This window comes from Kitasatospora sp. NPDC058115 (genome assembly GCF_042884635.1).
GTDB lineage: Bacteria > Actinomycetota > Actinomycetes > Streptomycetales > Streptomycetaceae > Kitasatospora.
Window position 1 is genome coordinate 1 of sequence record NZ_JBHVTL010000061.1, and the last position, 11,248, is coordinate 11,248.

Here is an 11,248-nt window from a genome sequence, read left to right on the forward strand (position 1 = left end):
CGTTGGAGCGGATGATGCGGGACGCGAAGATCACGCAGATCTACGAGGGCACCAACCAGATCCAGCGCATCGTCATGGCCCGCAACCTGCCGTAGTACGCGTGCCACCCGGGCACCCGGGCCGGCCCCCCGCGGCCCGGTCCGGGTGTTCGAAGCCGATGCTATGTTCCGGGAATGAGCGAGAAGGAAGAGCAGGACCAGCCCATGAACGACGGGCACCCCAAGCCCGCGATGCGCGAGGCGCTGGTCGCCGCCGCCTTCGAGCTCTTCCTGGAGCGCGGCTTCGAACAGACCACGATCGACGACATCGTCTCGCTCGCCGGCGTCGGCCGGCGCTCCTTCTTCCGCTACTTCCCGGCCAAGGAGGACGTGGTCTTCCCCGACCACGAGCGCGGGCTCGCGGACATGACCGAGTTCCTCGAATCCGGCACCGGCGAGGAGGACCCGGTCCGCCACGCCGGTGACGCCGCCCGGCTCGTCCTGCGGATGTACGCCGAGCAGCCGTCCTTCTCCGTCCAGCGCTACCGGCTCACCCGCAAGGTCCCCGGTCTGCGCGCCTACGAGCTGTCCGTCGTCTGGCGCTACGAGCACACCCTCGCGCACTATCTGCGCGGCCGCTTCGCCGGCCGCCCGGACGGGCCGCTGCGGGCCGACGTGGTCTCCGCCGCCGTGGTCGCCGCGCACAACCACGCGCTGCGCACCTGGCTGCGCTCGGGCGGCGAGAGCGACTGGGTGGCCGAGGTGGACCGGGCGATGGCCTTCGTCGCCGACACCTGGAGCGAGCGGCCCGGTGGTGGTGGCGGTGCGTCCGGCGGGGCCGGGGCGGGGGACGAGGACGACGTCGTGGTGCTGGTCGCCAGCCGGCGGGCGCCGCTGTGGCGGATGGTGCAGGGCATCGAGAGCGCGCTCGGGGACTCCCGGCAGATCCGTCAGGACTGACCCCGCCCGCTCACCCCGACGGCGCAATCGGGGCGCGGCCGCGCCCCGGTGACGTGCGGGCCCCCCGGACGCGGGCGAGACTCGGTCGCAGCACGCGGCCGGAGCCGGACCGGCGCGGGGAACGCGACGGAGGCGGACGATGCCCGAGCCGAGCGCCGGTCCGAGCGGCAGCGACGACCCGGCCCCGCCGCCCGGCCCCGGTCCTGGTCCTGGCCCCGGCCCCGTCGCGGGAGCGGCTCCGGAGCAGGCGCCCTCCCCGGCCCTGCGCGAGGTCCTGCTGACCAGGGGCTATCTGGGCCTGCTGCTGATCTCCGCGCTCGCCGGCGTCCCGGTCTCGCTGGCCGCCTTCTGGTTCGTCGGCCTGGAGCACCAGCTCCAGCACTGGATCTGGGAGAGCCTGCCGGACGCCCTCGGCCATGACCGCGCGCCCTGGTGGTGGCCGCTGCCCGCCCTGCTGCTGGCCGGTCTGCTGCTCGCCCCGGTGATCACCCGGCTGCCAGGCCACGGCGGGCACGTCCCGGTGGACGGCCTGGGCGGGCCGCCGACCCCGCCGAAGGCCGTGCCCGGCGTCCTCCTCGCCGCCCTCGCCTGTCTGCCGCTCGGCGCGGTCCTCGGCCCGGAGGCGCCGCTGATGGCGATGGGCGGCGGGCTGGCGCTGCTCGCCGTCCGGCCGGCCCGCCGCTCGGCCCGGCCGCAGCTGGTGCCGGTGCTGGGGGCGGCCGGTTCGACGGCGGCGATCTCCACCATCTTCGGCAGCCCGCTGGTGGCCGCCGTGATGATGATCGAGGCGGCCGGTCTCGGCGGGCCGAAGCTGCTGCTGCTGATCATGCCGTGTCTGCTGGCCAGCGGTGTCGGCGCGCTGGTCTTCACCGGCTTCGGCCACTGGACGGGGCTGTCCATCGGCGCGCTCTCGCTGCCCTCGGTGCCGCACAGCGGGGTCCCGGACCCGGGCGACTTCCTGTGGGGCCTGCCGCTCGCCGCCGTCGTCACCGCGGTCTGCGTGGCGGGACAGACGCTGGGCCGGCGGGTGAAGACGTTCACCACCGGAGCGCCGGAACGCGCCGGGGCGCCCCCGGCCGCCCGGCGGACGGCGGTGCGGACCGTGCTGTGCGCGGTCGCGGTGGGCGCCTGCCTCGCCGCCTACGCGCTGCTGACCGGCCGCTCGCCGGAGGAGGCGGCGCTCTCCGGCCAGGCGACCCTGGGCGCGCTCGCCGCCGACCCGGCGGACTGGCCGGTGTCCGCGCTGCTGGCGCTGACCCTCTGCAAGGCGGTGGCCTGGGGCGTCGCGCTGGGCAGCCTGCGCGGCGGTCCGATCTTCCCGGCGGTGCTGATCGGTGCCGCCCTCGGGGTGGCCTGCGGTCCGCTGCCCGGCCTCGGCACCGCGCCGGGCCTGGCCGTCGGCCTCGCCGCCTCGGCCACGGCGGTCACCCGGCTTCCGGTCACCAGCACGGTGCTGGCGACGGCCCTGCTGGGGGCCGAGGCACCCGATCTGCTCCCGCTGCTGCTGGTGACCGCCGTGACGGCGTTCGTCGTCGGCGAGCTGGTGCGCGGCCTCGGCCGCCGTCGCCCGCTGAACCCCGCGCCCCGCTGAACCCCGCCGCCCGCCGAACCCGTGTCCTGCTGATCCCGCGTCCCACTGAACCCCGAGCCCGGGAACAGACGTTCCATCAGGGTCGGGAGCAGGGCATTTGCCCCTCGTGACATGGTCTGGTCGAATGGGCGCCGCAGCGCCCCGGAAACGGTGTTCGACGTCGGTCGAACTGAGCGCACGTCAATTGGTAGCCCCTGGTGGCGGGCTGCGGAGGGGTCTTTCATCCGATGATATGATCACGGCGCTTGCCGGGGGGATCGGGCGGGTGTGAGACGGAACGATCACAGGGGCGGTCCGGGCGGTGACCCCGGCGCGGACGTCCGCCGGCCCACCCCGCTTTGACGGTAAATCAGCAGCTGGCCGCCACTCTCCTGAAGAGAGTCCTATGACGCATTCCCTGCAGAACCCCATTCTCTGGGCTCTTCTCGTCGTCCTCCTCGGCGCAATCGCCGTCATTGTCCTCCAGCGCCGGGCAGCCGCGTCGGCGCGGCAGGAGACCGGGGAACTGAGAGCCCACTACGCCGCGTTGGAGAGCGATTTCTCGCAATCCGTCGAGGCGGCGCACGTGCGTGCCGACGAAGAGACCAAGACGGTCCTCAAGTCCGCCATGCGTACCCTCCAGGGCCTCGCCGCCGAACAGCAGCTGGTCATTTCCCGGCTGCAGACGAAGTACGGCGACTCGGTCATCCTGGAGGACCTCCTGGAGATCGACCACACGAACTCGCAGTTCGGACGGCGTGCGCAGTCCATCGCCGTCCTGTGCGACGGCTGGCTGGGCCGCCAGCGCGAGGTGGCGTCGATCTATGACGTGGTCCGCAGCGCGCAGGGCCGTATCCGGCATTTCCGGCGGGTGGAGATTCTTTCCCAGGTCAATTACGGAATCACCAGCCGGGCGGTCGAGCCGGTGGCGCTGGTGCTCGCCGAACTGCTGGACAATGCTACCAGCTATTCCAGCCCCGACACGATGGTGGAAATCAATATCCGCACCGTGCCGAAGGGCATTTGCATCGTCGTCGACGACGCCGGCATCGGCATGAACGACGAGGAGCGCACCCGGGCGGAGAAGCTCCTGTCGACCGACCGTGTCTCCGGGGTCTCCTCGCTCGGAAATCCGCCGCAGTTCGGTTTCGCGGTGGCCGGTGTGCTCAGCGAGCGCTTCGGCTTCGAGGCGTCGGTGGACTCCTCCTCCCCGTACGGCGGGGTGCGCGCGGTCCTCCTCCTGCCGCACGAACTCCTCACCGCCATGCCCGAGCAGAAGCCGGCCGCGCCCGCCCCCGGTGGCGCCGAGACGGCCCGCCACCCGTTCGAGGCCGCCCCGGCCGCGGCCGCCACCGGCGCCGACGGCCTGCCGAAGCGCCGCCGCAAGCGGCCGATGGCCGTGGTGCCGGCCGAGCCGGTCCCCGCCGGCGCCCAGGGGTACGACCCCCAGGGCTTCGCCGCCCAGGGAGCCGGGGCCCAGGCCTTCGGCACCCCGGCCTTCGGTACCCCGGCCCCTGGCGCACCGGTCCGCTCCGGCGCGGAGACGGCGGCGATCATGGGCGCCTTCCAGCGAGGCACCCAGTCCGGCCGGGCGACGACTCCGGACGCCGCGGAAACGACGAGCAGCGCAACCGCTGCAAGTAGTGAAGGACATGAGTACCCGTGAACAACGATCTGTCATGGATGCTTGACAGTGCCCTGGAGATCCCCGGGGCCCTGCACGCGGTCCTGATATCCGCCGACGGTCTGCTGATGGCCCGGACGAAGGAGATCGGCAAGGACGACGCGGACCGCGTCGCCGCCGGCATGAGCGGAGTGCAGTCGCTGAGCCGATCGCTCGCCTTCTTCTGCAACGGCCACCAGCAGCAGTGGCGGCAGACCCTGGTGGAGTTCGACGGCGGCTGGGTCTTCCTCATCTCCGCCGGCCAGGGTGCCTACCTCGGCGTCTCGGCCTCCCCGGACGTCGACATGGCGGACATCACCTTCCGGATGCAGCAGCTCGTCGGCCAGCTCGGCAAGGCCCTCATGGCGCCCCCGCGCGAGAACCTCGGCGTGCGCCCATGACCACCCCAGGCGAGCAAGCACCCGACGCGGCCCCGCCCCTGGTGAGACCGTACGTCATCACCAAGGGACGGGGGCTGCCCGACGACGAGCAGCTCTCCCTGGTCACCCTGGTCACCGCCGCGGGGGACGAGCAGCAGCGCCCCGGCCGCCGGCTCTCGCCCGAGGAGCAGGGCCTGCTCGAATTATGTTCCGCGGGCTACCTGACGGTGGCCGAGATCGCCGGACACACCCGGCTGCCCCTGGGCGTGGTGAGGATCCTCCTCTCGGCGCTCAGCGAAGGCGGCCACCTTCTCGTGCGGCCGCCCGTCGCGCGTGCCTCCCTGGTGGACACGCGCATCCTCCAGGAGGTGCTGAATGGACTTGAGGCCAAGTTTGGATGAGCGGGCCTACGTCCGCGACGGAGCCAACCAGACCGCCGTGAAGATCCTCGTCGTCGGGCACTTCGCGGTGGGCAAGACCACCTTCATCGGCTCGATCTCCGAGATCACCCCGCTGTCCACCGAGGAGACCATGACGCGGGCCGGGGAGGCGGTCGACGACCTCAAGGGGGTCAGGAGCAAGACCACCACCACCGTCGCCATGGACTTCGGCCGCCTGACCCTCAGCGACCGCGTCGTGCTGTACCTGTTCGGAACCCCCGGGCAGTTGCGCTTCGTGCAGATGTGGGAGGACATGGCACGCGGCGCGCTCGGGGCGCTGGTGCTGGTCGACCCCGACCGGCTCGCGGACTCCTTCGCCGTGATCGACCTCATCGAGCAGTACGGGCTCGACTACGCGATCGCCGTCAACCGCTTCGACGGCACGCCGGTCTACGAGGAGGCCGCCCTGCGGGAGGCGCTGGACCTGCTGGAGGACACCCCGGTGGTCACCTGCGACGCCCGCGACGAGAAGTCCTCCGCCGAAGCATTGATCAGACTGGTCCGTCACTTGCTGGACCGTGTCCACTAGGAGCAGACACAATGGACGCTGAGTCCACCGCACTCATACCCCCGCCCGGGTGCCCCGCCCACGGCACCGGCGAACGGATACCCCTGTACGGGCCCCAGTTCGCGGCCGACCCGCAGGCCTACTACGCCTACATGCGCCACTTCGGCGCGACCACGCCGGTCGAACTCGCCCCGGGCGTCGAGGCCACCCTCGTCACCGACTACACCGCCGCGCTGCAACTGCTGCAGGACCCGGCCGCCTTCCGCAAGGACTCCCGCCGCTGGCGGGACCTCAACGAGGGCCGGATCCCCGCCGACAGCCCGGTCCTGCCGCTGCTGGCCTACCGGGCCAACTGCATGTTCAGCGACGGCGTCGAGCACCTGAGGCTGCGCCAGGCCGTCACCGACAGCCTCGCCCGGATCGACACCCGCCGGCTCACCCAGCGCATCGGGCAGATATCCGACTACCTCATCGCCCAGTTCAGCGCGCGCGGCTCGGCCGACCTGGTCGGCGAGTACGCCAAGCAGCTGCCGCTGTTCGTCTTCAACGAGCTCTTCGGCTGCCCCGCCGACATCGGCGACCGGGTGCTGTTCGGCATCTCCGGCATGTTCGACGGCGTCAACGCCGCCCGGGCCGCCGACGTCCTGATGCAGGCCGCGGCCGACCTGGTGGCCCTCAAGCGCACCAGGCCCGGCGAGGACGTCACCTCCTGGCTGATGCAGCACGAGGCGGCCCTGGACAACGAGGAGATGGTCCACCAGCTGGCCCTGCTCCTGGGCGCGGGCGCCGAGCCGCTGCGCAACCTCATCGGCAACACCCTGCACCTGCTGCTCACCCAGGACCAGTACGCCCACAAGGGCGGCCTGATCGCCGAGGCGCTCGACGACACCCTCTGGGGCAACCCGCCGCTGACGAACTACGCGCCGCACTACCCCGCGGCCAACATGGAGTTCGCCGGCACCAAGCTGGAGGCCGGCGAGCTGGTCCTGGTCAGCATCGCGGCGGCCAACACCGGAGGCGCCGGCAGCAACCGGGCCCACCTGGCGTGGAGCGCGGGCCCGCACGCCTGCCCGTCCAAGGAGCCGGCCCGGCACATCACGGTGACGGCCATCGAGAACCTGCTCAACCGGCTGCCCGACATCGAGCTGGCGGTGCCGGTGGACAGCCTGACCTGGCGTCCGGGCCCGTTCAGCCGGGCGCTGTCGGCGCTGCCGACCAGGTTCACCCCGGTCCAGGAGGCACCCCGGCCCGCCACCGCGTCCCGGCCCGCCGCCCCCGCCCGGGAGGAGCACACCACGGGAGCCCGCAAGGAACGCGGGCTGTGGAGCTCCTTCCTGTCCTGGCTGGCCAAGTGACCGGCAACCCGGAAAGACCGGGCGTCCCGACGCTCGGGGAGTACACCGCGGGCCAGCTGCGGCGCCTGTGCGAGGTCGCGAGCCTCGACGCCGACGACGCACGGACCTACGCGGACGTCCTCGTCGAGGCGTTGGGACCGGAGGCCGGACGGCGGCTCGACCTGCCGCCGTCCGGCCGGACCTTCCTGTCCGACGACCACACGCCGGTGGAGTACTCGCTCTCCTTCCGGCCGGACGGCCCGCCGGACCTCCGGGTGCTGCTGGAACCCGGCTGCGGCACGGACGGCCTGGAGGAGAACGGCCGCGCCGGACTGGACGCCGTGCGCGGCATGTCCCGGCGCTGGGGGTTCTCCACCACCTGGCTGGACAAGCTGGAGGACCTCTTCCTGCCGCAGGCCCCGCAGGGACCGCTGGCGCTGTGGTGCGCCCTGGAGCTGCGCCCCGGCGGGGTCCCCCGGGTCAAGGTCTACCTGAACCCCGCCGCCCGCGGGGCCGACCGGGCCGCCGCGACGGTGCGCGAGGCGCTGGACCGGCTCGGCCACCAGCGGGCGTACGCGGCCCTGCCGCCGGGCGACGGACACCCGTTCTTCGCCCTGGACCTCGGCGACTGGGAGCGGCCCCGGGTCAAGGTCTACGTCCGCCACCCCGGGCTGCCCGCCACCGCGGCCGGCGACCTCTCCCGGATGCCCGCCGGGCCGACGGCCGCCGCGCTGCGGGAGTTCGCCGCCACGGCGGCCGGCAGCCCGGACGCCAGGCTCTCCGGGCTGCCGGTGCTCTCCTGCCACGCCTTCACCGACCCGGCGGAGGCCCGGCCGAGCGGCTTCACCCTGCACATCCCGGTGCGCGACTACGCCCGGCACGACGGCGAGGCCCTCGACCGGGCGGTGGCCCTGCTCGGCCGGCACGGCATGGACCCAGCCCCGCTGCTGCGCGCCCTGCCCTCCCTCACCGGGCGGCGGCCGCAGGACGGAGTCGGGCTGATCGCCTACCTGGCGCTCGCCCACCAGCGGGGCTGGCCGCCCCGGCTCACGGTCTACCTCTCCGCGGAGGCCTACGCCGTCCGGCCGCCGTCCGGCTGACGGCACCCGGCGCACGGGCAGGGGTCAGGCGGCGCGCAACTCCTCGACGTAGGGCACCACGTCGATCTGGATCGACGCACCGAGCCCCTGCCCGTAGCGCGCGGCGATGCCGGCCAGGTAGTCGTCGACCTCCTTGCGCATGACGTCCCCGGACGGCAGCGCCTCCTCGCCCCCGATGAGCTGCGCCACCCACTGCGCCTGGGCCTCCAGGGCCCGGGTGATGGCCCCCACCGGGCGGATCAGGCCGACGAAGTACAGGCCGGGCCGGTCGGGGGCGACGACCCGCCGGTACAGCTCCACCCGCCCGCTCGGGCCGACCGGGCAGCCGGCCGGAAGGTACGGGTAGGACATCCGGTAGCCGGTGCACCAGACGACCGCGTCGGCCTCCTCCGCGGTCCCGTCGGTGAAGCGGACCAGGTTCCCGGCGAAGGACTCGATCCCGGGGCGGGGGGTCACCGAGCCGTGCCGGATCCGGCTGAAGATCTCGTCGGAGACCGTCACGGCCGAGGAGAAGATCGGGTGGTCGGGCTCGGGGAGGCCGTAGTCCGAGAGCCGGCCCCGGGCGACGAGCAGGGCCTGCTCGATGTACTCGCGCCGCTCGGCCAGCGACATGTCGGTGAACCACGGCGACTCGGCGATCACGTCGCACGATATGCCGTAGAGCTGCTTCGGCACGACGTGCAGGCCCCGGCGGACCGACAGCACGGTCCGGGCGGCGTGGCGGGAGAGGTCCGCGGCGATGTCCACGGCCGAGGCGCCGAGGCCGACCACGACCACCCGGTGACCGCGGAACCCGGCGCCGTCCAGGTAGTCGACGGCGTGCAGCATCCGGCCGGTGAACGACCCGGCGCCGGCCGGCACCGGGTCCGGCAGCAGCGGCTCCGCGTTGGCGCCCGAGGCGACCACCACCCGGGCGAACCGGCGGGTGGTGGTGGCCCCGTGCGCGTCCCGGCCGGTGACCAGCCAGGAGCCGTCCGCCTCCTGGCGGACCGCCAGCACCTCGGTGCCGAACTCGATGCGCGGCAGCAGGCCCGCCCACTCGGCGAAGGCCCGCAGGTAGGCGGCCATCTCGTCGTGCCGCGGATAGGCCGGGTAGGAGTCCGGCATCGGGAAGGCGGTGTAGCCGGTGAGCTGCTTGGCGGTGTTCAGGTGCAGGGACCGGTAACCGGGCCCGCGCTCCCCGGCCGCGGGCTTGCGCCAGATCCCGCCGACCTCCGGAGCCTTCTCCAGGCAGACGAAGTCGATGCCCCTCACCGCGAGCGCGTGGGCGACCGCCAGGCCCGAGAGGCCCGCACCGATGACGCACACCGGCGCCCCACCGGGAGCGTCAACGGCATACGACCCATCCAGGAAATTCCCCACGGAACACCCCACCTTCCCATCCACCGGCATGGTCTTCCCCCGTCGGCGCGACCCCGAGGCGGGGCGGCGCCGACAAAGTAAACCTCAGGTCACGGCGACCGAACAGGGACCAACGGCGTACAAAAGGTGCGCGGTCGGGAAACAGCACGGACGGAAAGGGCTCGGGCACGACGAAAAGCGGGCCAGGATTTCTCCTGGCCCGCTTCTGCGGTGTCCGAGGGGGGACTTGAACCCCCACGCCCGATAAAGGGCACTAGCACCTCAAGCTAGCGCGTCTGCCATTCCGCCACCCGGACGGGGTGTTGTCCTCGCGGCTTCCTTCTGTTCGTCGGCCGCGCTGACAGATGTAACTGTAGCAGTGATCCGCTGCGGGTCCCAAAACGGCTCCGGACGGGGGAGCGCAGGTTGCGGCGGCGTGTCGGCCCGCTTCCCGGGGGTGGATCCGGCCCGGGGGCTGGGAGAGGATGGTCGGACGTGCTCGTGCGACCCGGGTGCAGGTCCCGGGGGTGGCGCTGGGGCGCCGGTGCGGGCCAGAGACGAGGAGTGACCGTGAGCGAGCGGAGCGAGTCGGCGGAGCGGGCGGCGGCGCCGAAGGTGACGGGTGAATCCGAGGTCGCCGGCCTCTGCCGCGACCTGATCCGGATCGACACCAGCAACTACGGCGACGGCTCGGGCCCGGGGGAGCGGAAGGCGGCCGAGTACGTGGCCGAGCAGCTCGCCGAGTTCGGCCTCGAACCCCGGATCATCGAGTCGGCCAAGGGCCGGGCGTCCACCGTGGTCCGGATCGAGGGCGAGGACCGCTCGCGTCCGGGCCTGCTGATCCACGGCCACACCGACGTGGTGCCGGCCAACGCCGCGGACTGGACCTACGACCCCTTCGCGGGCGAGATCGCGGACGGCTGCGTCTGGGGCCGCGGCGCGGTCGACATGAAGGACATGGACGCGATGACCCTCGCGGTCGTCCGCGACCGGCTGCGCACCGGCCGCAAGCCCCCGCGCGACCTGGTGCTGGCCTTCCTGGCCGACGAGGAGGCGGGCGGCACCTACGGCGCCCGCTACCTGGTGGACAAGCACCCGGACCTCTTCGAGGGCGTGACCGAGGCGATCGGCGAGGTCGGCGGCTTCTCCTTCACGGTCGACGACCGCACCCGGCTCTACCTGGTGGAGACCGCCGAGAAGGGCATGCACTGGATGCGGCTCACGGTCGAGGGCCGGGCCGGGCACGGGTCGATGGAGAACGACGACAACGCCATCACCGAGCTGTGCGAGGCGGTCGCCCGCCTCGGGCGCCACCAGTTCCCGCTGCGGATCACCAAGACCGTGCGGGCCTTCCTGGACGAGCTGTCGGACGCGCTGGGCGTCGAGCTCGACCCGGAGAACATGGACGAGACGCTGCGGGTGCTCGGCGGCATCGCCAAGATGATCGGCACCACGCTGCGCAACACCGCCCAGCCGACCATGCTCGGCGCCGGCTACAAGGTCAACGTGATCCCCGGCCAGGCCACCGCGCACGTGGACGGCCGCTTCCTGCCCGGCTACGAGGAGGAGTTCCTGGCCGAGCTGGACAGCGTGCTCGGCCCGCGCGTGAAGCGCGAGAGCCTGCACTCGGACAAGGCCATCGAGACCGGCTTCGACGGCGCCCTGGTGGAGGCGATGCAGACCGCCCTGCGCGCCGAGGACCCGATCGCCCGCGCGGTGCCGTACTGCCTCTCCGGCGGGACGGACGCCAAGTCCTTCCAGGACCTCGGGATCCGCTGCTTCGGCTTCGCCCCGCTGCAGCTGCCGCCGGAGCTGGACTTCGCCGGGATGTTCCACGGAGTGGACGAGCGGGTGCCGGTGGACGGACTGAAGTTCGGCGTGCGGGTGCTGGACCGGTTCATCGACGCCTGCTGAGCGCGCTGAGCACGCTGAGCACCGGCCGGCGGCCCGCTCCCGGATCCTCCGGGAGCGGGC

11 protein-coding genes and 1 tRNA gene are annotated in these 11,248 nt (G+C 72.9%); 10 read left to right on the forward strand and 2 right to left on the reverse strand.

Annotated features, from left to right (window positions below):
- From ACFVVL_RS35135 to ACFVVL_RS35175, 9 genes are all read left to right on the forward strand, one after another.
- Positions 1-95: acyl-CoA dehydrogenase family protein (locus ACFVVL_RS35135; protein WP_350554586.1), on the forward strand; the 95-nt coding region annotated here is incomplete at its 5' end.
- A 78-nt stretch (positions 96-173) separates the two neighbouring features.
- Positions 174-938: a TetR family transcriptional regulator gene (locus ACFVVL_RS35140; protein WP_380297291.1), complete on the forward strand. Its 765-nt coding sequence runs from the start codon at positions 174-176 to the stop codon at positions 936-938.
- 139 nt (positions 939-1,077) lie between these two features.
- On the forward strand, positions 1,078-2,529 hold the full coding sequence (locus tag ACFVVL_RS35145) for a chloride channel protein (protein ID WP_387682625.1): 1,452 nt from the start codon (positions 1,078-1,080) through the stop codon (positions 2,527-2,529).
- Between the two features lie 385 nt (positions 2,530-2,914).
- A complete protein-coding gene (locus ACFVVL_RS35150; protein ID WP_387682628.1) occupies positions 2,915-4,174 on the forward strand; it encodes an ATP-binding protein in 1,260 nt (419 codons plus the stop codon).
- Positions 4,171-4,572 (forward strand): roadblock/LC7 domain-containing protein, encoded by a 402-nt coding sequence (locus ACFVVL_RS35155; protein ID WP_380297286.1) that lies wholly within the window; start codon positions 4,171-4,173, stop codon positions 4,570-4,572. The genes ACFVVL_RS35150 and ACFVVL_RS35155 overlap by 4 nt, the downstream gene beginning before the upstream one ends.
- Complete coding sequence (locus tag ACFVVL_RS35160; protein ID WP_380297284.1) at positions 4,569-4,952, forward strand: DUF742 domain-containing protein; 384 nt, start codon at positions 4,569-4,571, stop codon at positions 4,950-4,952. Before ACFVVL_RS35155 ends, ACFVVL_RS35160 begins: the two co-directional genes overlap by 4 nt.
- On the forward strand, positions 4,927-5,520 hold the full coding sequence (locus ACFVVL_RS35165) for an ATP/GTP-binding protein (RefSeq protein WP_350545548.1): 594 nt from the start codon (positions 4,927-4,929) through the stop codon (positions 5,518-5,520). Before ACFVVL_RS35160 ends, ACFVVL_RS35165 begins: the two co-directional genes overlap by 26 nt.
- A gap of 11 nt (positions 5,521-5,531) precedes the next feature.
- Complete coding sequence (locus ACFVVL_RS35170; RefSeq protein WP_387682632.1) at positions 5,532-6,854, forward strand: cytochrome P450; 1,323 nt, start codon at positions 5,532-5,534, stop codon at positions 6,852-6,854.
- The gene (locus tag ACFVVL_RS35175; RefSeq protein WP_387682635.1) at positions 6,851-7,933 is read left to right on the forward strand and encodes a tryptophan dimethylallyltransferase family protein; all 1,083 of its coding nucleotides are present in this window, start codon (positions 6,851-6,853) and stop codon (positions 7,931-7,933) included. The genes ACFVVL_RS35170 and ACFVVL_RS35175 overlap by 4 nt, the downstream gene beginning before the upstream one ends.
- Positions 7,934-7,957: 24 nt before the next feature.
- Here ACFVVL_RS35175 and ACFVVL_RS35180 read toward each other — a convergent pair whose 3' ends face one another.
- Both ACFVVL_RS35180 and ACFVVL_RS35185 read right to left on the reverse strand, forming a co-directional pair.
- On the reverse strand, positions 7,958-9,241 hold the full coding sequence (locus ACFVVL_RS35180; RefSeq protein WP_387682638.1) for a flavin-containing monooxygenase: 1,284 nt from the start codon (positions 9,239-9,241) through the stop codon (positions 7,958-7,960).
- A 265-nt stretch (positions 9,242-9,506) separates the two neighbouring features.
- Positions 9,507-9,591 (reverse strand) — tRNA-Leu (locus ACFVVL_RS35185).
- Positions 9,592-9,844: 253 nt separating this feature from the next.
- On the opposite strand from ACFVVL_RS35185, the gene ACFVVL_RS35190 reads away from it, so the two are divergent.
- A complete protein-coding gene (locus ACFVVL_RS35190) occupies positions 9,845-11,188 on the forward strand; it encodes a M20/M25/M40 family metallo-hydrolase (RefSeq protein WP_380297277.1) in 1,344 nt (447 codons plus the stop codon).
- Positions 11,189-11,248: the final 60 nt, after the last annotated feature.

Bases quoted from the DNA above. Each gene is read 5' to 3' on its own strand.
- ACFVVL_RS35170 (WP_387682632.1), top strand. From the start codon at position 5,532: ATGGACGCTGAGTCCACCGCACTCATACCCCCGCCCGGGTGCCCCGCC.
- ACFVVL_RS35145 (WP_387682625.1), top strand. From the start codon at position 1,078: ATGCCCGAGCCGAGCGCCGGTCCGAGCGGCAGCGACGACCCGGCCCCG.
- ACFVVL_RS35160 (WP_380297284.1), top strand. From the start codon at position 4,569: ATGACCACCCCAGGCGAGCAAGCACCCGACGCGGCCCCGCCCCTGGTG.
- ACFVVL_RS35140 (WP_380297291.1), top strand. From the start codon at position 174: ATGAGCGAGAAGGAAGAGCAGGACCAGCCCATGAACGACGGGCACCCC.
- ACFVVL_RS35165 (WP_350545548.1), top strand. From the start codon at position 4,927: ATGGACTTGAGGCCAAGTTTGGATGAGCGGGCCTACGTCCGCGACGGA.
- ACFVVL_RS35150 (WP_387682628.1), top strand. From the start codon at position 2,915: ATGACGCATTCCCTGCAGAACCCCATTCTCTGGGCTCTTCTCGTCGTC.